This window comes from Actinomadura violacea (assembly GCF_017573465.1).
Taxonomy (GTDB): Bacteria; Actinomycetota; Actinomycetes; order Streptosporangiales; family Streptosporangiaceae; genus Spirillospora; species Spirillospora violacea.
The window spans coordinates 18,829-37,834 of sequence record NZ_JAGEPF010000032.1; the positions used below are offsets into that span (position 1 = coordinate 18,829).

Below are 19,006 nucleotides of genomic sequence, written 5' to 3' on the forward strand. Positions count from 1 at the left end.
GCGGGCTTGATCGGGTTAGGCGGCGAGCGCGTGGACATCCGCCGGGGTCGGCAGCGGCAGCATCTCCACGGTCTCCTGGAGCGCGGTGTCGTCGCGGCGGTCGTAGCGGGCGGTGGTGGCGACGTTGGCGTGGCCGGCCTGCCGCTGCGCGAGCGGGAGGTCACCGCCGATCGCCAGGAAGTTGGAGATGAACGTGCGGCGCAGGTCGTGCGGGGTGAAGACCGCGACCCTCGCCTGGGCGCAGCGGACTTCCAGCCGGTAGTTGATCGAGCTGCGCTTCAGCGGCCGGTTCTGGATGGCTCCGGACCAGTGGACGGGCCGGAACAGCGGGCCGGTGCCGGGCGGGACCAGCGCGAGCCAGGCGTTGAGCCATTCGGCGGCGCGGGCATGGAGGTAGACGGTGCGTTCCTTGTTGCCCTTCCCGACGATCAGCAGCGTTCGCAGCGCAGCGTCGTAGTGGGAGCGGCGGAGACTGACGACCTCCGAGCGACGGATCCCGGTCGCGTGCATCACCGCGAACATCGCGGCGTCGCGGACCCCCGCGGCAGGGTTGTCGTCGTCGGCGAGGCAGGCCTGCAGAAGCTTGGTGAACTCGTCGGCGCCGACGGCGCGGCCGGTGGGCTCTCGATGGCCCTTGACCGGCTCGATGTCGGCGGCGGCCTCGTGATCATCGGCGCTCATCAGCCCGTGCCGGCGACAAAACCGCAGTGTGCACCGCAACGCCACGATGTGCTGATTGACGTAGGCGGGGGACCACGGGTCGCCGTCTGGGCGGGTCTGCTCGCGCAGCGCGGTACGGATCTTCTGGGTGTGGTCGAACCGCAGCTTCCACCATGCGAGTTGCTCGGGTGGGGGAGGGGCCTCGCCCTCGGCCGTGGGGATCACGAGAGCGGCGATGTGGACCAGACGCTCGCGCATGGTGCGGCGCGACTCGGCCGAGTCGAGAGACTCGATGTAGGTCGTGACCGGGCAGGGGTCGGGGACGGCGCCCAGGAGAAGCCCGGCGGGGCCCCGCACCAGCGGCACGGCGCCGGAGCGGGGGAGCGCTTCGGTCATCACGGACATCCCGAAATGATCATGTGACTGATGGGAATTGGCATTCTGTCGAGTTACCTTCTGGGGCGGCTGGGCGCTTAGAACAGCGTTACGGAGAGCGATCGGCGGCGGCTGCTTCTCGCCGGCCGCGCAGGCTCCTCCTTCACGCAGGGGTTGCGTTCAGGTTCGCGAGCCGGTTCCGGCCGGCGGGCGTGAGCGCGTACCGGCCGGACTGCCCGTCCTTGGTCACCAGGCCGCGTGCGGCGTAGGCGATCAGCTGGTCCTTCACCAGGCACGGCGACCAGGCCGCCGCAGCCGCGATCTTCTCCAGGGTGAGCGCGTGGTCCGCCACGGTCGCCAGGAGCGTCCGGTCGACGTCGTCCCATGCCTTCGCTGGCTGGACCGGGCGCCGCGCCGGCGGGCGCGGGCGCGGGACGGGACGGTGGCCGGGCATCCGCTCAACGGTGTTCATGATCATTGTGTTCTCCTCGGTCGTTTAGGCCGCGGCCATCTGGGACGTCAGTGCGTCACGTCCGGCGTCGCTGATCTGGTAGGGGCCGCGCTCCTTGTGGTTCAGGAGCCCGGCCTCGGTGAGCTGCTGCAACGCGAGCACGACCGTGCGGCCGGCGATCTGCTCGTCCTCGGGCAGCCCGTAGAAGTACTGCTTGACCTCGATCGCCGTGCGGGTGGCTCCGTCGGCGAACAGCGCTAGGACCCGCTCGCGGGCCCGTGGCTTCGCGGTGGTCTGCGCCTCCCCCGTCGTGGCGGCGGTGGGGGCACCGGTTTCGAGTCGGGGCGGCACCGGCACCCCGTCCTCGTCCAGCTCGGGGATCTCCCCCACCACGTCGTCGGGGACGGCGGGGTGCCCCGACTGCGACCAGCCGTAGGCGTCGACCGGCAGCAGCGTCCGCATCGTTGTGGGCCGGTCGGCGCCCGGCGCGAACGCGAACCCCAGCCCGGATGTGGACGTCCCGTCCGGCCACTCCTTCGGCAGCAGCACGGGGTCGACCGGCATTGCTCCGTTGAACGCGGCCCCGCCCGACAACGCGTTAGCCGTGCGCAGTACCACCACGTTCCCAGAGGCGACGGCGTCCTTGATCTGCTGGGAGTCGCCCAGCGACCCCTGTAGCGGCACCTGCGTGATCAGCCGGAACTTCAGCCCGCATTTGCGGGACATAGCGATGATCTCCTCGACCAGGGCGCAGCAGATCGCATCAGCGAGGATCACCTGCGCCTCGTCGATCGTGATAGCGATCAGGGGTAGGCCGTGCCGGGGGTCGCCCGGCGTGAACTCCTCCACGCCCTCGATCAGGCGGCTTCGCTCGTCAATCCATTCAAGGCTCGACAGCAGCTCGTTGCGGGCGTACATGCGGGCCCGCGCCTCGAACAGCAGCTTGCGCGCCTCCGGGATGGTGCCGGCGAACTTCGGCACGGACTTCTTCCAGCCCGAGTAGGACTGGCCGCGCTGCGGGTCGATCAGCCACGACACCACGAGCCCGGAGTGCCGCTCCTCGGCGAGCAGCATCTTCACCAGTGCCGACTTGCCCGCGTCGGTGGTGCCGGCGATGAGGGTGTGGACGGGGCCGTGGCCGCGTCGCCAGTGCCGGTACGGGACGGCCGCCAGGTCGCTGTAGATGCCGATCTGCGAGACGCCGGTGCCGACGTCCAGTGTCGGGCCGTCCCAGCGCCGGACCTGCTGCAGCGGGTTGTCGGGCTGCACCAGGATGACCGCCAGGTGCAGGCCGCGGGGGTGCGGCTCGATCGACAGCTGGTCGGCGCGCAGCCGCAGCCGGGCGCCGATGTCCTTCACGCGGGCCTGGGCGGTGTCGGAAGTGCCGTCGTGGAGTTCGATGACGCCCCGCCAGCCACCGGGAGTCTCCGCCAGCTCCAGCAGCCGCGACGCCGGCAGAGGCCCTTGCGGGCAGGCGACACGCGCCGCCCAGACCTGCCGGACCTCCTCGTCCCACCCCACCGCGGACTCGGCGGGATCGGCCGAGCGGGGACGTACCCGATGGTGCACCCACCACGGGACGGCCAACGCCGCGCCGGCGGTCCACAGAGCGCTGTCCACCGCGGTCACCCCGGTGTCGGTCGCGGCTGCGGTCCATGTGATCGCGGCAGCCCACACGGCCGCGCCATACAGCCGCTCAGGGGCGCGGTCGAGACGGTGACGCCCGCGCAGTCCCCACCAGGTCAGGCCGGCGCTCGCGGCGACGCCAGCGACAAGCGCCGGCGCGGTCGCGGTGGCGTGCGCGACCGCTGCGGCGGCATGCAGACCCCCCATCAGCCCCAGCGGTGCGAGGTGCTTACGATGCCGGAACGTGCGCGGCCTGAACCGGGTCGGCCGCTGACCATCGAGGCCGCGGGTGTCGTGGCCGAAGTGGGGCGCGGGCGGTGTGCTCTGGGCATGCGCGGCGACCTGAGCGCGCAGCAACTCCATCTCTTCCTGCATCTCCGTGATCGCCCGACTGGTCCGCTTGCCCATGAGTACGGTCTCCTTCCTGGTGGGCGAGGTCAGCTGGTGCCGAAGTCGCGGTCGGAGCGAGCACCAGTCGAGGCCTCGACCTCGGCCTTGAGCCGGTGGGTGCGGTTGAGGTGATCCAGCGCCGCCCGGAAGGCCGCGATCGCCGCTGCGTGCGCGGATGCTGCGGTGCGCATGCTGCTTGAGGCGGCACCCACGGCGTTGTGGGCGCGGCGCTGGGCGGTGAGCGCTGCGCCGGCCGCTTCCATGGCCTCGTGAACACGGGTCAGCGCGGCAGGCTCCAGGCTGTGCCGGTAGCACGCGGCCTCCAGCTGGCCCAGCACCGTCAGCGTCGAGTTGATCTGGTCGCAGAGCGCCTCGGAGGAGTCGGTGAGCTTGCGCGCCGACGAGGCGACATGGTCGGCCTGGGCGCGATCATTCTCACCGGAGGCGATGAGGCGGGCCCAGCCCGCGAGGACTGCGCGGAGACCGATGATCTCGCCGTTCTTCGGTCGTTCGGTGTTAGCCATCGGTTCTCCAAAGGGAACGGGGGCGGGGGCCTGGGCGGAGCGGGGTGACGTTTCCGGAGGCGGGCCGGTGCGGGGCGGCTCGGCCGCCGGGTCGGGTCTGGTGCCGGTGCCTGAGTCGGGGGCGGCCGGGATGTCCTGCGGGCCGTCGTGCTGTTCGTCGACGTCCTGCGCGTCGTGGTCCTGCTCATCGGCGTCGATGGTGGGGTCATCTGCCATGTCATCCACCGCGGGGTCGGGCCGGGGGGTGCGACGGCCGGCGAAGGAGCTGAATGCCCCCGCGGCGCGGTTCGCCAGCCGGGCGACGGTCGCCGCGGCGGACAGCACCACCTCGGCGAACTCGCCGTCGTGATCGCGGGCCCATTTGGCGTACCCGTCGCTGGTCATCCCCGCGCGCCACCGCCGGGCGGTCTTGACCCACTCCTCGGAGTGGACGTAGCCGGTCCATCCCAGCCAGGCCGTGAACGCGACCGCGAGCACGGCCGCCGCAGTCCGGTCCATCAGCGGGACGTCCCGCCGACCATCCGGACGGCGATGTTCACGGCCATGTCGCTGCCGCCGTCGATGAGGCTGTCGCCTACCGCGCCGAGCGCACCGCCGATACCGACGACGAACGCCAGCGGCAGGATGAACGCGGCCCACTCGTCACGAACCTGCGGCTTGTTCTTGGGGTGGAGGCTGTGCAGCGTGAAGATCCCGCTGATCAGCACGGCCACGGCAGGGATCGCGACGATCAGGCCGGCCGTGCCCTCAGTGAGGTTGTCGCCGCCGAACTCGCGGAGAAGCGCGAACCCCTGGACGACCCAGGTGCCGAACGCGACCGAGGCACATATGCCGACGGTGAGCATCATGACCAGTCGGACGGTCGGCAGGATCCGCTTCTGCGTCAACGCCCAACGGATGGAGAAGGCCATCGCGCCGGTGGTCGCGGCCCCGGCCGTCGTTCCAGCGGCGACGAGTCCATTCATGACGATCTGTTCCTTCGAGGTCAGAGGGTGGTGAGCCAGGCGACGCTGCCGCAGAACGCCAGCAGCACCAGGAGGGCGGGGTACTGGACCGCGTACACCACGGCGTAGGCGGCGGCGCAGACGACGACGCAGACAGCGCCGGCGGCGTAGTAGACGGCAGCCGCGGCCCCGGTCGGCTGTCGCCGGGCCGCCTGGTGGACGCGGGCGGCGAGCTCGCCGAGCGAGCCGAGGGGGCCGCCTCCGTACGGCAGGTGCGCCAGGTAGGCGGGCGCGAGCGCGGCGCAGCAGATCGCGCATGCCAGATACCAGCCGAGCCAGACCGCCAGCCGCGGCAGTGGCGCCTCGTGCGCGTCGACGCGTTCGTCAACGCGATCGGACATGGCCTGCACAGTCGGCGGCGGGGACGCTATCGGCGGCTGCTTGCCGAGTGTCCGGGCAGCGCGGGACACCCATCGGGGTGCGGGCGCGCCCAGTACACCGTCACCCTGAGTGGTGGCGGTCGTGGTAGCGTCCTCTCGCGCGCGCACGCACGCGCGTCGCGCCTGCGCGTTGGGCTCCCCGAGGATGGGGACGAACGGCATTGCCTCTTGCTCTTGCTCTTCGTGCCTGCGCTGCCAGGCGTCACTGTGGGTGGTCATTCGCGGTTTCCGAAGCTGATGGTTCGTGCGAGGTCGGCGAGGGTGTACGCGGCCTCTTCGGCGGCCTTGTCTGCCTGGTCGGGGTGAGCGTCGAGCGCAGCCTTGAGGTAGTCGACGGCGTGACCGAGCCGGCTTCGCCACGTCGTGGCCTCCCTGATCCGGGCCATGTACATGTCGTCGCGGCGGTAGGGGACCAGGTCTCTTCTGCGAAGGCGGCCCATCAGCGGGTCCTCCCGGTCGTGGCGTAGACGATCGGTAGGCCCCGGGGGGCGTCCTCGATCGTCAGGGTGAACTCGCCGATTCGGGTGGCGTTGAACCCTTCGCGCTCCACGAATGTGACCAGATGGTCACGGATCCAGTCGGAATCGTCCGGGTCGGCCTCGACCGTCACCGGAGCCCCGACTCGCTCACCGCGACGCTTGAGGGTCAGCAGCAACCGCCGGGCCGTCACGAGTCCGTCCCCGGCTCGACCTCACGGATGCCGTGCACGGCGTCCCGTAGCAGCCGAGATCGCTTGGTCCCGATCCCGAAGTGCGTGGCGAGCGGCTCGGCCCCGATCTTGCGGCCCGTCCGGCTGAAGTGGTCGGCAGCGTAGGCGATGGCCTTGGAGAGGAGCGGGTCGTCCTCGCCCATCCCGGTCGGGGCAGGAGCGGGGCGCCTCTTCCCGCCGTCCTTCGAGTCGGCCTTGGACGAGTCGGCCTTGGACGAGTCGGGGTCGGGCGGGCCGGTGTCCGGCGAGTCGGGCTCGTCCGAGTCGGGGCGGGAGCAGGCGGGGCGACCCTCGTTCGGGTCGGGCGTGGTCGGGTCGGGGAGCGTCGGGTCGGGTACAGAGGATGCGGTCGGGGCGGGTCCTGTCGAAGGCGGGCGGGTCGTGGCGCCGAGGTCGGGGCGGGACGGAGTCGGGGCGGGGCTGGGCGCCTTCTTCGCCGCTTCTGCCGCAGCGAACTCGCCGTCTCGACCGCGCAACACGGCCAGGTGCGAGATCAGCCCGATTGCGATCGGGGGGATGCTGGAAACCAGCACGACCAGCAGCCAAAGGTACCGGCCAGGTACCCAGGCACCCGCGTGGATCGCGTGGTAGACGGCGTTGCCTGCGAGCGAAAGCGCGATCGCGCCGATAGCGTTGCCGGCCGCGAACCGGCGGACCTTCGCCGACTTGGTCCGCTGGGACTGCCACACGCGCGTCGTGGTGATCACGAAAGTGTCCAGCGTGGTCGGAAGGAGCCAGTCGAGCCGGCCCCAGCCGGTGTAGGTGCCCAGGTGTCGCAGCGTGGTGAACGACGCGACGATCGCGGCCACGCCGCCGACCGCGATCCCCAGGTCGACCACCCAGTCCCGTCGGTCGGCCGGGTTGGGCCGGGGCTGGCGTGAGTGTGGCCGCCCCGGCTTCCCCCATCCCGCTTCCTGGTCGGGTCGGGGGCTGTACGGGGCGGGGCGGGTGCGGCGGAGAAGTACCCGGCGGGCCCCGCCCCTTTCCGCGTCCGGGGCGGGGCGGTGACCAGGCGGGGCGGGGCGGGTCGGGTCGGGCTCCGCGGGTGAGGCGAGCGGGGGCCGAGAAGCCGCGTCGGGGTGAGGCCCCTGGACGTCTCCGGTCGGGTCGGGGCGGGGCGGGTCGGACCAAGCTGAGGCGGGCAGGTCGGCGGCTGCCGGGGTCGTCATGGGGAATCCCTGTCGGGTCATTTGCCGGGGGCGAGCGGACCGCAGTCGGCCGACCTCCGAGCATGTGAGGAGGCGGCCCATGTGCGCGGCCGAGAGGAGGGAAGGCGGGGCGTCAGAGAGTCGGGCTGCGCCTGGCGAGCATCGACCATGTCTCCGCGCAGGACACGGAGGCGGCCAGAGCCGCGGCGACCACGTAAGGAGAGCCGTAGGTGGCGATTCCGGCGACGGCGACGACGGCCATCGCTCCGAACATCAGCACCAGGAATCCCGACTCCTGCCGGGTCCGGAGCGGAGTCGGGTCGGGGGCGGGCTGCACTGAAGGCACGCGGGCCCCGAAGCGGCGGGTACTCTCACCCATGGGTCACGCCTTTCGTCGGAAGGCTTGGCCTGGCCGGCCTCCGCTTGCGGGTGCCGGTCGAGGCCCTCACCGCAGGTTTCCTAGGCCTGATGCGGTGAGGGCCTCGTCGTTTTCCGGGGCTCGAAGCTCCGGCTGCCAGAGTGGTGGACGGCCCACCACTCCTAGCAGGGTACGCCGGTCGTTTACGGCCCGCAATCGACCATGAGACGATCCCCGGTGACATGGCAGAAAAGCACCGGCGGAACAGGGCAGACCGCCACCTCAAGAAGTGGCGGCCTTCGCTGCGACCCGACCGGCAGCTATTCGAGCGGGTTGCCCGGGGCGTGCAGCGACTCGGCCCTGGCTGGAACATGAACAGCCACTACGAAGCCTGGCTGCGGTACTGCGCGCACGAGACCAATGAGCTGCCGCCGCGGCCCCCGCGCGTGGACGATCCTGAGCAGGCCTAGTCCGCGCTGAAGCGCTCCGACACCTCGCCGCCGTGCTCGCGATCGCTGGCAAGCGCTTCGTCCCAGGTCAGGGTGTGCTGGAAGTAGACGCGGCCTGGTTCGCCGACCGCGACGTGCTTGAGCTTGCGTCGTACGTCCTCGCGCGCAGCCTCGGCGGCGGCCTCAGCGAAGTACTCGACGACCTCGTTCTCGCTCGCGTCATACACCGTGATGGTGTTGGTGTTCCTGCAGAACACCGCGAACCTGCCGTCCGGCTGACGGATGATCTGGCTTCCCATGGTCGTGCGGCTCCTGCGCTGTTTGGGGTGTTCGGCAAATGCTCGCACGGGCGGCCGCCAGAGTCGCCGGGCGCGTGGAACCCCTCGGGCGAGCTATTGCGGATTCCGCCACATGAGCTGAACCGGCGGACAGGAACCCGGCATCGTCAAGTCCCTGGTCACCTTGAAGCCGAAACCTGTGTAGAACGGGATGTTGGCGGGGTTGGACGATTCCAAGTAGGCGGGGATCCCCGCGGCGTCGCACCGCTCGATGCGCGAGCGCAGCAGTGCCCCGCCGAGCCCGTTGCCCTGCGCGGGCGGGTCGGTGCCGAGGACCGCCAGATACCAGTGCGGTTCCGGCGGGTGGTGCTTCTCGATCTCGCCGAGGGCGCGTAGCGCCGCCGGCAACCGTATGCCGAAAGAACGGATCAGCGGCAAGGCGTGGGAAGCCTGCGCGCGCAGAGGTACGCGCCAACGTCCAGGCGGATCCCATAGCGCGGCCGCCTCCACCTGTCCTTCACGCCCGGCGGCCTCGGTGCCCTCGTGCCGCAGGTGCACGCCGCGCAGCAGGATGCTGAACACGCCGGTCAGCCGGCGGACGCGGGACCCCTCATCAGGCAGGATCCAGCTCCATACCGGGTCGTCGTCGAACGCGCGGGCGAGCACCGCCGCGATCGCGCCAGCGTCGGTGCCTTGGGCAGCGCGGACAAGCGGGGTCGGCTGGGACTGGGACGTCATGCGCGGCCTCCTCCGGAGTGTGCCGATCCTCGCTTGCGGCCTGGCCCTCGTCAAGAAGCGGTATCTGCCGTGAGAACGCCGCAGGCCAGCCAGCTCGTGGCAACTGTGATTCCCATGTCCAGCCGCAGGACACGGGCGGCGCGCCACTCCGCTCGCCCGTACCGGGACCGCTGCTCCAGCTCCACCACGGCGACGCCGCCGGGCCTGAGAAGCCGGACCGCCGCATCCCACACGGGCCGGTCATCGCGGTGCCGTCCGTTGCGTACCGTGCCGAGCCGGGCGTACCGCTGGTACCGGGTTCCCCACCCGACCGCCGCCGGGTCCGCGGGGACAGCTGCGATGAGCCGGTCAGCCGGCTGCGCGGCCTCGTAGTAGCGAGTCATGCCGATGGGGGCAGGGTGATGGACCTTGAGTGCCGTCCCCGGAGGGAGGTTGCACACGACGATCTGGAGGCCAGCCGGTGTCACCTCAACCGTTGCGGGAGCGGCGATGGGAGGACGGGGAGGCATTGTCGACTCCTTGGGCGGCCCGGTCCGGGGGCTCACCGGACCGGGCCGCTGGATGGATCAGAGGAGGGTGCGGATGCCCGACCGCTGGCACGTCGGGCACTCCTTGGGCTCGTCGCGGATGTGCCACATCGGGCCGTCGCCGCAGACCTTGCAGATGCTCACCAGGAAGTCGGCCTTGTCGATGATCTGCAGGGAGGAAGAGTGGGCGTTGCGGAGCACGACCTCGCCGGGCTCGTCCTCGTACGCGAGGTCGCAGTGGTCGCCGTAGCTGGACGCGACCGTGAACAAGATGCCGTGGTAGTAGTCCAGAGAGCCGCGGTAGACGCCGATCTCGCCGATGGCCAGCTCAGACATGGTGAACCTCGCAACTCGCGTGGGGAAGGGGAGGGGTGACCTGCTGTCCCGGTCACAACATCCACACTATGGCAATCTAATAATCATGTCAAGAAAAACTTGGGATTGTCTGAGAGGGTGGAAGTGCCCGAGCCGGCCCCGCGAGCAGGGACGCCTACTCGACCCGGCAGGCGTTCGGATGGTCGCGATGCCACTTCGCCGTCCAGCGGGCATCGGCTCTGTCGCCGGCGAGATAGCTCCAGCCGCAGGAACAGAACGCTGTCGAGGCCCCGTCGTACTGCCCGCCGCCCCGCTTGCTCACGAAGATGCCGCCTCGATGCCAACCCCGCGGCTCGGTGGTGTAGGTCAGGTGTCGAGCCTCCGGCGCCAGGTCCCGCAGCATCGCATCAGCGACTCGCGCTGCCCGGCGCGTGTCCCAAGGCCCCTCAAGGGCCAGCCTGACGAACGAGCCGCCGTCCGCAGCGGCCGACACGGCGGCGTGCTGAACGGTGGCGTATGCGCCCGGCACGCCCATCCGGATGGAGCCGTCCATGCGCGGCTGCGGGCACCTGCCGTTGCGGCGCATCTTCATCACATGGCCGACTGACCAGGGGGCGATGTCCGGACGGGAGCTGTCTGGTGCGTCAGCCGGAGCGCAGGCAAGGGCTTCGGCGATGGTCCTTGAGAAGTCGGTCAGTTCGCCGCCCCTCATGCCGCCGACCGCGACCCGCTGACCGGCGGGATTCAGAAGGGCACACCGGGCTCCCCGTGCAGTCCGCCGGCACGCCAGCATGCCGCGCGGAACCTTCACCCGGTGGGTCATGTGACCGGCCGCGAAGGCGACGGCGACTTCCGCCAGGGCGTTGTGCTCGTGGGTGCGGTCGAGGGGGGCGGGACGATACCCGCGGGGAGCCTCCTGGGCCGCAGTAGCGTTCTCGCTCATGAGGACCGGTTGATCGAGCAGGCGAGCCAGGCCGGGTGCCGCTGGAGCGGAGTCAGGCCGGCGAGCTTCAGTGCCTGGTCCAAACGCCTGTCCCAGACCGCATAGTGGTGCGGCTTGGGGAGGAGGGCCAGGTCAAAGACCTCCGCGGAACCGATCCGGACCCACTTGGCCGCCAGAATGGACTGAGGGTCCTCGTCGTCGCCATACCGGAGCACACTGACCCCGGCCGTCCCGTCCAGAGGCATCCGGTCTTCTAGGTAGTCATCCGGGTCGGGGTCCTGTGCCCACGGCACCGTTAGTACTCCACTGGCGTCGACCTCGTGCACCTTCCACCGGGTAACTGCACCGCCGAGGTCATAGCCGTAGGCGATGATCGCAGAGTTCAGATCAGACATGAGTGACTTCTTTCCGGAGAGGGAGGGGCCGGGGTCGCCTGGAGCGGCCCCGGCCGCACGATCAACTGAAGGCCGAGCAGCCCAGCCAGGCCGGCTGGCGCTGGATGGGGGTGAGCTCGACCAGTTCGAGGGCCTGACGCAGTGCCTCGTCCCACGCCGGGTAGTCGTGGGGCTCGGTGAGGGCGGTCAAGTCGAGCACCTCGGTCTGGTGGATGATGAAGACCCGAGTGACCAGGAGGTACTGCTGCTGCTCCTCGTCGTCGCCGTAGGGCTGTAGCTCGACCCCGAGGTGGCGCGCGGAGGGCATGAGGTCCTCCAAGCTGTCGCTGGCGTCGGCGTCCTCGGCCCAGGCGACGGTCAGGCCGACGGCGTCGACTTCCCTGACCTTCCATCCCGTGGTCCCGCCGCCGAGGTCGTACCCGTAGGCGACGATGCCGGAGTTCACGCAGGACATTGGTAAGCCCTTTCGGGGAAGGGCCGGGGGCCGGTTCCGGCCCCCGGCAAGAAGGGTCAGGTCGTGATGTGATCGGCGTCCACGGGCGGCTCTATGGCCGGCTGGGCGGACTCGGGCCCGCCGGTGGGCTCCTCGACGTACCAGGAAGCCAGCTCGTTGCCCTGGATGGACCACGTGTTCTCGATGGCGGAGACCCAGCCTTCGCCCTCCACCCACTGCGTGCGGCGCAGGAAAGAGATGGGGACACAACCGGCCAAGAGAACCTCCTTGAGGTTCTCGATCTCGCCGAGCCATCCGTAGACGGTGCTGCCCTTGTGCTGCCAGATGCAGGGCCACTCCGGAACGCGGATGTGCATGCCGTAGTGGATGACCAGGTCACCCGGCTTGAGGTCCGGGGTGGAGACCTGGCGGACGATGGTCGCCGCGGGCTCGCCGTCCATGTCACCGGACAGGACCGTCTCCTTGCGCAGGCGGGCCAGGTAGCCGGCTTCGCAGCGCGGGTGCAGGACGCCCACCGGGCAGTCCGTGTTGCACTCCAGGCACAGGTTCATAGGGAGGGATGGCCTTTCTGGGGGGTGCTTGCCTTGCAGAACCGAATCTATGGCAATCAAATAAACATGTCAAGTATAACTTGGATTGAATCTGTTGGGTTGTGAGGGGCCGGCCGGCCCGCGCGGGACGCGTCAGCCGGCCAGCTCGAAGACCCCCTGCAAGCCACCTGGCAACGCCGTGGCCGCCGTGGCGCGCAGCCACGCCCGCTCGAACCCTGGTCCCGTCTTCGACTTCACCGTCGCGGGAACCACCACGAGGAAGTGCTCTGCGGTCGGGAACACACCCGCCGTCCGGCGCTCCAGCCAGAGCCGCGAGTGGCGTCCCGCCCGCTCCACCCGTTCCCCGATGCGGCGCGCCGCCTCGACCAGCACTCGCGAGCACTCATCGCGGGAGCCTTCACCATGGACGGTCAGCTTCCGCGTGGCGCGGCCGGGACCGGTGACCGCTCGTTGAACCTCGACCAGCGCCCATCGCCCGGCCTCCACGCGGGCGTCGAACATCCTCAGCGCCTCTTCTTGCCCCGGAGTGCGTTCCATGAGGTCGTACAGGGCCTCACCCGCCATCAGCGTCTGTGACGGATTGAGCCCCTGCGCCACCGTCTCCATCAGCAGCGACTCCCACGCCAACGCCGGCTCGGCAGCGAACCCGGCCAACACCCGACCCCTCCCGGCGCGGTTCGCCAAGCTGTAGACACAGAACGTGCACGCCGACTTCGGCCACCAGACCCCCGTCCGCGAGTGGATGAAGATCTCGCACATCTCTCGCGTCCACCCCCAGGTCACCAGGGGGTAAACGCCGGTCCGGTTCGGGGTGTTGGCGCCTGTGTCCTTGGCGCACCTGGACGACTCGCCGACCTCGTACCCCATGATCTGTCGATAAGATCCACCGCCGGTGACCAGCGCGATCGCTTCGTCGGCAGGGACGCCCTTAGCCTTCTGCGAGCACTTACGGGCGCCGCCGAGCTGAGGGATGGTGCCCGCGGTGACCATCTCGTCGAACAGGCGGTAGTCGCCGTCCATGTGCAACTCTGTGGGGGCGCGGGAGTCGCTGAGGATGCTGATGCCGTCGGCCTTGCGAGGGCCGGAGCGGGCGACCTGCACGAACCGAATCCCGTGCCGTGCCAACCTCGGAAGCACGAAACGCTCAGCGAGGGTCCGGTGGATAGGCCACTCCGAGCCGGTCATCGCCGTGACGACCACCAGCCGATCGAGGTCGAAGTCCGCGGAGAACGCCGGCTGCACCTCGGTGCCGCTGTCGGCTTCATCGAGGCTCTGCCTTGTGCCGGCCGCGATCTCGTCCAAGAGTTCGCAGAGCCTAAGCAAGATCGCTGTGCTGTCGACTCCGAGACCCCAGGAGATCACCCACCATCCAATGTCCTGTGCTGCACGCGGCTCCGCAGAGGGGATGACCAGGCCGGGGATCTCAAGCAGCGTGCTCATGCCGCCACCGTCCGCATCGACTCCAGTTCGGCGAGTTGCGCGGCGGTGAGCATGTCGGTCGAGACCGGCCCGCGGGCTTCGGCCTCGGCGATGATGTCCCACAGGTTCAGCCCGAGCTGGAAACTGTGGCCCATGCGGTCGCTGAGTTCGGCGCGGGCCCGCGCACCGTCCGGGTCCAGGCGCGCGGACATGATGAGCTGCTCGGGCGGCGCCACGATGCACATCCGGCACGACAGCCGGGCCATGTAGTAGTACACCCAGTGCCAGGGCATGCCGGCCTCGTCGACTGTGGCCCACACCTGCTCCTCGGTCAGGTGGTGCACGGGGAGCCACACGTCCACGTGACGTCGGCCGTTGGAGTCGGCACGGCGGTGGTAGAACGCACGCTGCTTCCTTCGCGGCGCGGACTCCTGGGCCCGGATACCCATGACCTCCAGAATCCGCACGGGCTCGACCGTGTTATCGGCCTCGCGGATGTCGCGGACGATCCGGGTCTTGACCGTGCTGATGGGGGACCGTTTCATCTCGCTGCGGCAGTAGGGCTGCTGCGGAAGCGGCCACATCTGCTGCCAACGTCCGCCGATGAATTCGAGTAGGCCCTGCTGCCGCTTGCCGCCTTCGCCGTCGTCGATCTGCCGGAAGGCCACGTGGTGGCGGAGACCGTAGTGCGCTGCCTGGGTGGCAACCAGCTCTCTGGCACCGGGCCACTCATCGTCCTCGCCGAGGTCGGCGAAGACCGTCTCAATGAGGTCCAGGGGCAAGCCGGCCTCGCGCACCGCGCGGACCGTGGCGATGAGCGCTGCCGCGCTGTCCTTGCCTCCGGACATGTTCACCAGCACCTTCCGGTAGCTGGCCAGGTTCAGGTCCGGATACTCCGGGGTCTTCGGAGGCACCGCGAACAGGGCGTCTCCAGTAGGCCGAGGCCGAGCTATGACCCGGCCCCGATGGTCACGGTGGACCATGAGCGCTCCTTCAAGAATGGGCAGGGCCTGGACACCGGCGGGTGAGGTGTCCAGGCCCACGGGGAGAGGTCAGGCTCGGCCGTCGATACGGACCTCAACCGATTCGTTGCCGACGGCCAGCCGGTAGTGCATGTAGTCCTGGTCGTCGGCGCCGCGGCTCTCGATGCTGAGCATGTAAGCCTCGTGGGCGGTGCGAAGCTCAGTGCCCAGTTCGGCGCGTGAGTCGTCGTAGGCCGAGACCTCCCACGCTCGCGCGTAGTCGGCCAGGGTCCCGAGGGCCAGGTGTTCGCCAGCGCGCCAGTGGTAGATGCAGGGCTCGCTGTGCTGGCAGGCGGCCTGGTGCCCAGCCACAGTCACGCCGCTGACAACGATCCTCGCCGACTCCGAGCAGCCGCACGCGGAGGTCGCAGGGCAGGTGACCTGTCGTAGCGCATCGACCAGGGCGGCGGTGCTCCGAAGGCTCCCGGCTAGAGACCGGGCATCCTCCGTGCAGTCCATGCCGGTTCCCACGCTGTTCTGCAGCCTCCGGAACCCCCGAAGGAGACTGTCCCGGCTCTCGACATCGAAGACGCCCGCGAGCTGGTCGAGGAGCTCGTTGATGCGGGCGTGATCCTTGGAAGTAAGCATGAAGCCTCTCTCTGAGACCCGTGCCTGTGTGCCTGTCGTCGGCAGGCACACAGGCACGGGAGCAATGGAGGTCAGCCCGCGCAGGCGACCATGGTCATGAGCACGGCTCGCTGCTGGTGGGTGAGGTCAGGAGGGCCGTCTCCGCAGTCGGGGGCCGTGACGATCGCGGCGCCGTGGAACGGCTGCCAGATGAAGCCGAAGGCGCTGGCGATGGCGGTCGCGAGCGGGTTGGCCACCTGGGTGTAAAGGCCGTCCTCGTCGAACCACATGTCGAACTCGCCGGCCAGCTGGATCGGCTCCACCGTCCGGCAGCTGCCGCCGATGGCCTGGTACATGGCCGCAAGCCGCTCGTGGGTGTCCGTCGGGAGGTTCTCCCACTGGGTGGTGCCGTCCGGCCTGATGACCAAACAGGTTGGCATGGGGGCTCCTGTGTGCTCCGGGGTGATCAACTGCAACCCACCATAGCCAATCCAATAATCATGTCAAGTCAAACTTGGATGAAAAATTGATTGGCTTTCATAAGGGCTGGCCGGCACGCGCACCTGCTCAGAACAGCGGCTCTGCCTGCGCCCCCACGCACACCTCCACCCCGTCGAACTCAAGCCCGCTCGCGCGCGACGCCGCAATCCAGTCCTGCGAGCTGGCCCGCGTGTTCGCTTCCGCGCGGGCCAACCCGACCCCGTGGTTCATGCCGTCGCAGATGCACTCACACTCAGCGACCTCGGTGCGTGCTCCATAGCACTTGAGGTCGCACCGATTAACGGTCGTCCGCCCGAGATAGACCGCGATCAGCGTCGCCACGGCGTCCTCCTCTCCACGAACCGATCAGGCATCACCGTTCGCGGCGGCCGGCGAGGTCAAGATCGCCTCTAGCCGACCGCAGAACCGGCGCCTCAGCTCGATACCGGTTGGATCCGACACGTCCCGCAGCGACGCCAGATCCGCCTCCCTGCGCAGGTCTTTGATCAGGGCCTGGACCTGGTCGGCGAGACCGTGAACGCGCTCGGCGAAGCCGCTGTCCAGGTGCGGCACGGCGGCCGCCAAGGCCGTGCGCGCCAGGTCCTCGCAGGGGGCCAGGAAGCTGCTGGACGGGTGTGCCTGGACGGCTGCGACGGCGGCATCCAGCGCGCCCTGGGTGATTGCAGGTCGCGGCCCGGACGCCAGCAACCGCTCACAGGGTCGGCACGCGCACTCCTCGGCGACTGCCCTGTCTCGGCCGTGCGCAGAACCCACACTGTGGAGGCCGGGGCCGGACATGCCGCTGTGCGGTGATCCGTACCATCCATCGCAGACGCGGCACCAGAAGTGCGTGACGTGGCGGCTGCACCATTCGGGATAGGTACCTTGCCCCGCGGTGCACGTCCAGACACGCCCCACGCGGGCGGGCGCGCCCTCGGGGAGCGCAGCTAGGAGCCGGGCATGCTCGGCGGCCCAGCCGACCGCCAAAGCGAACACGTCCGGGCCGGACACCACCGGGACTTCGGTCGCCGTGTCGCCGAACACCGACCATCCGTCGTTGTGGGACAGGACGCCGAGCACGTCGTGGCGGGGCGACAGCACCTCGTACCGGTTCGGGGACTGCCAGCGCAGACGTACCAGGACCCGGTCGAGCTTGTCGGTGATCGTCACCAGGTAGGGAGCGTTGGTCACGATGCCCGTCCTTCGAGGTGGACGAGGTCGGGAAGGGTCGTGCCCGTTTCGGTGGTGTGGCCGACGATATGGCCGGTCTTGCGGTGGTGCCGTTCGGCCCATCGGTCGCTGGAGGCGCTGCTGCCGAACGGCAGCGCCAGTCCACATTCGGTGTCCAGGCAGGTCGCTCGCCACCAGTAGCTGGCGCGGGTCGCCATCTCGGTCACCGCATGCCGTACGTAGGCGAGAAGCTCCGGCGGGCGCCACGACGGCGGTTCCTGTCGGTGCAGCCGATGCTCGGTCCGGAACGGGCAGGGCTCGACGAGGTGCGGGCTGCGTTCGGCGCGCCATTCGTCCCAGTGCGGTCCGACGTGCCCGCCGGCGAACGAAAGGCCGAGGTCGCCGGAGTGCTCGCGCATCGTCTCCTGCAGAAGAGACAGCCAGTACTCGTCACCGCGCCAGCTGATCAGCCGGCGCCCGCCCAGCTTCCCGAACGCTTCGGCGAGGTCGGCCGGACGGGAATCCTTGCCCTTGCGGAAGAAGGCGTCGCTTTCGCACACCCTCGCGGACAGGAGCACTTCCCCGTCCCACGTCTCGGCCAGGATGTCCTGCGACATCACCGACGTCGGGTACCCCAGGTAAACCAACGCCACCTTCTCCGGGGCGCGGCGCACATCAGCGAGCAGATCAGCCGCCCAGGCGCCGGCCGCCACCCGACCGGCGACACGCTCCCCGTACCACCAGGCAGCGGCCGCCGGTTCGAGGCAACTGCTGCAGTAACGGCGGTCGTCGACGCCCTTGGCGTAGGGGGCGGCCTGGACGGCGTTGCAACGGGCGCAGGTCCGGGCCTGGTCCCAAGCGGCCTTGCGGGCAGGCGGCAGCGCGGGAAGCTTCTCGGCGTCGGCGACCGCGTACAACGGCGCATACCCCTTGTAGGCCATGTACGACGCAATCGGTTCCTGCCCGTCGGCGGGGCGGCGCCGGAACCGCTGTCGCAGCATCGTTCGCGTCGCCAGCTGCCCCGAAGGGAGGTCGCCGTGGCGGTAGATCGGCCGGCCGTCGTCGCAGTACTGGCGGCGCCGATCCCGGCGCCGGTCGGAGGTGGACCGTTCCGGGGCTGCGAGCCACGTTCCGTCCAGGCGCAGCACCTTGCCCTTGTCGGTGTGGACTCGGTGCGGCTCACCGTCCTGGAGAGGCGGGAGCAGCACACCGGCGTGTCTGGCGGATCCGGTGGGGGCGGTGAGAACGACGCGTTCTCCCACCTGTGCGCCAGGCACGGCGAGAGCGTCGGTGGTGCGATCGGTGATCATGTCCGGTCCTCGTAGGGCGGGTGGACGCCCGCCTCGATCAGCACGTCGGCGTTCAGGTCGACGTGTCCACACGGGTTGGTCCAGATGTCGACCTCGTGGGTCTGGCCACGCATGCCGCGCAGCGCCGGGGAGGGCTTGCCTCGCGGACCTCCGCAGCGGGGGCATCGAGTCCTGATCGTCACCGTGGTGACCCTCAGGGGCCGGGCGCGCAGTCCCGGCCCGTAGTCGGGCACCCGGACGGTCATCTCCTCGATCCGTCCGGCCGGCTTCTCGGTGGTGGTCACGCGTCCACCGGCCGGGCGGGGTGGCAACCGGCCTCGACCAGGCAGCGCGCGTACAGGTCGTTGTGGCCGCACGCGTTGCTCCAGGTGTGGACGTAGTAGTGCTCGCCGTCCTCGGGGAGGCGACTCTTGCGGGGTTCGCCGCGCGGGCGGTCGCAGGCGGGGCAGGCCCACACCAGCGTGACCGTGCGGATGGTGATGCCCTCGTAGGACCGGGAGGTGCCGCGGTCGGGGAGCTGTACGGTGCGCGTGTCGGCGTGCGGCGTGGCATCGTGGGTGACGGCCGCGATGATGTCGGCGGCGTCGAGTTGGACCCAGACGCCGGCGGGCCGCAGCACCAGCCGGCCGGCGTGGTAGCCGCGGATCAGCTCGGCGGTGTACTGGGCGCCTTGGCGGGTGGTGAGGTCGGCGGTGGCGCCGACGAGCTGCTGAGGGGTTGCGGGCTCGCTGTCCAGGAGGAGCTGGGAGCGGCTCATACCGCT

At 69.9% G+C, this 19,006-nt stretch carries 26 protein-coding genes; all 26 read right to left on the reverse strand.

The features are described from left to right. Positions 1-15: 15 nt before the first annotated feature. Positions 16-1,065 (reverse strand): tyrosine-type recombinase/integrase, encoded by a 1,050-nt coding sequence (locus tag J4709_RS41255; protein ID WP_208250204.1) that lies wholly within the window; start codon positions 1,063-1,065, stop codon positions 16-18. 133 nt (positions 1,066-1,198) lie between these two features. Then, complete coding sequence (locus J4709_RS41260; RefSeq protein WP_208250206.1) at positions 1,199-1,507, reverse strand: hypothetical protein; 309 nt, start codon at positions 1,505-1,507, stop codon at positions 1,199-1,201. A gap of 24 nt (positions 1,508-1,531) precedes the next feature. Continuing rightward, positions 1,532-3,520 (reverse strand): hypothetical protein, encoded by a 1,989-nt coding sequence (locus J4709_RS41265; protein ID WP_208250208.1) that lies wholly within the window; start codon positions 3,518-3,520, stop codon positions 1,532-1,534. A 29-nt stretch (positions 3,521-3,549) separates the two neighbouring features. Continuing rightward, the gene (locus J4709_RS41270) at positions 3,550-4,524 is read right to left on the reverse strand and encodes a hypothetical protein (protein ID WP_208250211.1); all 975 of its coding nucleotides are present in this window, start codon (positions 4,522-4,524) and stop codon (positions 3,550-3,552) included. Next, entirely contained in the window at positions 4,524-4,991 is a 468-nt protein-coding gene (locus J4709_RS41275) for a hypothetical protein (RefSeq protein ID WP_208250221.1), read from the reverse strand. The genes J4709_RS41270 and J4709_RS41275 overlap by 1 nt, the downstream gene beginning before the upstream one ends. A gap of 20 nt (positions 4,992-5,011) precedes the next feature. Then, positions 5,012-5,371, reverse strand: a complete 360-nt coding sequence (locus J4709_RS41280) for a hypothetical protein (protein ID WP_208250223.1) — start codon at positions 5,369-5,371, stop codon at positions 5,012-5,014. A gap of 254 nt (positions 5,372-5,625) precedes the next feature. After that, positions 5,626-5,850: a hypothetical protein gene (locus tag J4709_RS41285; protein WP_208250225.1), complete on the reverse strand. Its 225-nt coding sequence runs from the start codon at positions 5,848-5,850 to the stop codon at positions 5,626-5,628. Beyond that, positions 5,850-6,080 carry a hypothetical protein gene (locus J4709_RS41290; protein WP_208250227.1) on the reverse strand — a complete coding sequence of 77 codons (231 nt, stop codon included), beginning with the start codon at positions 6,078-6,080 and terminating at the stop codon, positions 5,850-5,852. The genes J4709_RS41285 and J4709_RS41290 overlap by 1 nt, the downstream gene beginning before the upstream one ends. Next, entirely contained in the window at positions 6,077-6,958 is an 882-nt protein-coding gene (locus J4709_RS41295) for a DUF2637 domain-containing protein (protein WP_208250229.1), read from the reverse strand. Before J4709_RS41295 ends, J4709_RS41290 begins: the two co-directional genes overlap by 4 nt. Before the next feature lie 442 nt (positions 6,959-7,400). After that, on the reverse strand, positions 7,401-7,646 hold the full coding sequence (locus J4709_RS41300; protein WP_208250230.1) for a hypothetical protein: 246 nt from the start codon (positions 7,644-7,646) through the stop codon (positions 7,401-7,403). A gap of 445 nt (positions 7,647-8,091) precedes the next feature. After that, a complete protein-coding gene (locus tag J4709_RS41305; RefSeq protein WP_208250232.1) occupies positions 8,092-8,373 on the reverse strand; it encodes a hypothetical protein in 282 nt (93 codons plus the stop codon). 93 nt (positions 8,374-8,466) lie between these two features. Further along, positions 8,467-9,090, reverse strand: a complete 624-nt coding sequence (locus J4709_RS41310) for a GNAT family N-acetyltransferase (RefSeq protein WP_208250235.1) — start codon at positions 9,088-9,090, stop codon at positions 8,467-8,469. Positions 9,091-9,656: 566 nt separating this feature from the next. Next, a complete protein-coding gene (locus J4709_RS41315) occupies positions 9,657-9,953 on the reverse strand; it encodes a hypothetical protein (protein ID WP_208250237.1) in 297 nt (98 codons plus the stop codon). Between the two features lie 154 nt (positions 9,954-10,107). Continuing rightward, entirely contained in the window at positions 10,108-10,875 is a 768-nt protein-coding gene (locus J4709_RS41320; RefSeq protein ID WP_208250239.1) for a hypothetical protein, read from the reverse strand. Then, entirely contained in the window at positions 10,872-11,270 is a 399-nt protein-coding gene (locus J4709_RS41325) for a hypothetical protein (protein ID WP_208250241.1), read from the reverse strand. The genes J4709_RS41320 and J4709_RS41325 overlap by 4 nt, the downstream gene beginning before the upstream one ends. 61 nt (positions 11,271-11,331) lie before the next feature. Beyond that, positions 11,332-11,715 (reverse strand): hypothetical protein, encoded by a 384-nt coding sequence (locus J4709_RS41330; protein WP_208250243.1) that lies wholly within the window; start codon positions 11,713-11,715, stop codon positions 11,332-11,334. A 65-nt stretch (positions 11,716-11,780) separates the two neighbouring features. Continuing rightward, positions 11,781-12,239, reverse strand: a complete 459-nt coding sequence (locus J4709_RS41335; RefSeq protein ID WP_208250245.1) for a hypothetical protein — start codon at positions 12,237-12,239, stop codon at positions 11,781-11,783. 168 nt (positions 12,240-12,407) lie between these two features. Further along, a complete protein-coding gene (locus tag J4709_RS41340) occupies positions 12,408-13,715 on the reverse strand; it encodes a hypothetical protein (protein ID WP_208250253.1) in 1,308 nt (435 codons plus the stop codon). Beyond that, positions 13,712-14,608, reverse strand: coding sequence for a phosphoadenosine phosphosulfate reductase domain-containing protein (locus J4709_RS41345; RefSeq protein WP_208250259.1), 897 nt, complete (start codon positions 14,606-14,608; stop codon positions 13,712-13,714). Before J4709_RS41345 ends, J4709_RS41340 begins: the two co-directional genes overlap by 4 nt. Before the next feature lie 138 nt (positions 14,609-14,746). Next, positions 14,747-15,304: a hypothetical protein gene (locus J4709_RS41350; protein WP_208250261.1), complete on the reverse strand. Its 558-nt coding sequence runs from the start codon at positions 15,302-15,304 to the stop codon at positions 14,747-14,749. Positions 15,305-15,375: 71 nt separating this feature from the next. Continuing rightward, complete coding sequence (locus J4709_RS41355) at positions 15,376-15,723, reverse strand: DUF3846 domain-containing protein (protein ID WP_208250270.1); 348 nt, start codon at positions 15,721-15,723, stop codon at positions 15,376-15,378. Between the two features lie 127 nt (positions 15,724-15,850). Further along, on the reverse strand, positions 15,851-16,105 hold the full coding sequence (locus J4709_RS41360) for a hypothetical protein (RefSeq protein ID WP_208250272.1): 255 nt from the start codon (positions 16,103-16,105) through the stop codon (positions 15,851-15,853). 24 nt (positions 16,106-16,129) lie between these two features. Beyond that, on the reverse strand, positions 16,130-16,954 hold the full coding sequence (locus J4709_RS41365; RefSeq protein WP_208250274.1) for a hypothetical protein: 825 nt from the start codon (positions 16,952-16,954) through the stop codon (positions 16,130-16,132). Then, positions 16,951-18,243, reverse strand: coding sequence for a hypothetical protein (locus J4709_RS41370; RefSeq protein WP_208250276.1), 1,293 nt, complete (start codon positions 18,241-18,243; stop codon positions 16,951-16,953). The genes J4709_RS41365 and J4709_RS41370 overlap by 4 nt, the downstream gene beginning before the upstream one ends. Continuing rightward, positions 18,240-18,527 carry a hypothetical protein gene (locus tag J4709_RS41375; protein ID WP_208250278.1) on the reverse strand — a complete coding sequence of 96 codons (288 nt, stop codon included), beginning with the start codon at positions 18,525-18,527 and terminating at the stop codon, positions 18,240-18,242. Before J4709_RS41375 ends, J4709_RS41370 begins: the two co-directional genes overlap by 4 nt. After that, a complete protein-coding gene (locus J4709_RS41380; RefSeq protein WP_208250280.1) occupies positions 18,524-19,000 on the reverse strand; it encodes a hypothetical protein in 477 nt (158 codons plus the stop codon). The genes J4709_RS41375 and J4709_RS41380 overlap by 4 nt, the downstream gene beginning before the upstream one ends. Between the last annotated feature and the right edge of the window lie 6 nt (positions 19,001-19,006).

Bases quoted from the DNA above. Each gene is read 5' to 3' on its own strand.
- J4709_RS41380 (WP_208250280.1), bottom strand. From the start codon at position 19,000: ATGAGCCGCTCCCAGCTCCTCCTGGACAGCGAGCCCGCAACCCCTCAG.
- J4709_RS41275 (WP_208250221.1), bottom strand. From the start codon at position 4,991: ATGAATGGACTCGTCGCCGCTGGAACGACGGCCGGGGCCGCGACCACC.
- J4709_RS41320 (WP_208250239.1), bottom strand. From the start codon at position 10,875: ATGAGCGAGAACGCTACTGCGGCCCAGGAGGCTCCCCGCGGGTATCGT.
- J4709_RS41325 (WP_208250241.1), bottom strand. From the start codon at position 11,270: ATGTCTGATCTGAACTCTGCGATCATCGCCTACGGCTATGACCTCGGC.
- J4709_RS41355 (WP_208250270.1), bottom strand. From the start codon at position 15,723: ATGCCAACCTGTTTGGTCATCAGGCCGGACGGCACCACCCAGTGGGAG.
- J4709_RS41255 (WP_208250204.1), bottom strand. From the start codon at position 1,065: ATGTCCGTGATGACCGAAGCGCTCCCCCGCTCCGGCGCCGTGCCGCTG.
- J4709_RS41340 (WP_208250253.1), bottom strand. From the start codon at position 13,715: ATGAGCACGCTGCTTGAGATCCCCGGCCTGGTCATCCCCTCTGCGGAG.
- J4709_RS41310 (WP_208250235.1), bottom strand. From the start codon at position 9,090: ATGACGTCCCAGTCCCAGCCGACCCCGCTTGTCCGCGCTGCCCAAGGC.
- J4709_RS41285 (WP_208250225.1), bottom strand. From the start codon at position 5,850: ATGGGCCGCCTTCGCAGAAGAGACCTGGTCCCCTACCGCCGCGACGAC.
- J4709_RS41315 (WP_208250237.1), bottom strand. From the start codon at position 9,953: ATGTCTGAGCTGGCCATCGGCGAGATCGGCGTCTACCGCGGCTCTCTG.
- J4709_RS41370 (WP_208250276.1), bottom strand. From the start codon at position 18,243: ATGATCACCGATCGCACCACCGACGCTCTCGCCGTGCCTGGCGCACAG.
- J4709_RS41270 (WP_208250211.1), bottom strand. From the start codon at position 4,524: ATGGACCGGACTGCGGCGGCCGTGCTCGCGGTCGCGTTCACGGCCTGG.
- J4709_RS41350 (WP_208250261.1), bottom strand. From the start codon at position 15,304: ATGCTTACTTCCAAGGATCACGCCCGCATCAACGAGCTCCTCGACCAG.
- J4709_RS41265 (WP_208250208.1), bottom strand. From the start codon at position 3,520: ATGGGCAAGCGGACCAGTCGGGCGATCACGGAGATGCAGGAAGAGATG.
- J4709_RS41300 (WP_208250230.1), bottom strand. From the start codon at position 7,646: ATGGGTGAGAGTACCCGCCGCTTCGGGGCCCGCGTGCCTTCAGTGCAG.
- J4709_RS41260 (WP_208250206.1), bottom strand. From the start codon at position 1,507: ATGAACACCGTTGAGCGGATGCCCGGCCACCGTCCCGTCCCGCGCCCG.
- J4709_RS41305 (WP_208250232.1), bottom strand. From the start codon at position 8,373: ATGGGAAGCCAGATCATCCGTCAGCCGGACGGCAGGTTCGCGGTGTTC.
- J4709_RS41280 (WP_208250223.1), bottom strand. From the start codon at position 5,371: ATGTCCGATCGCGTTGACGAACGCGTCGACGCGCACGAGGCGCCACTG.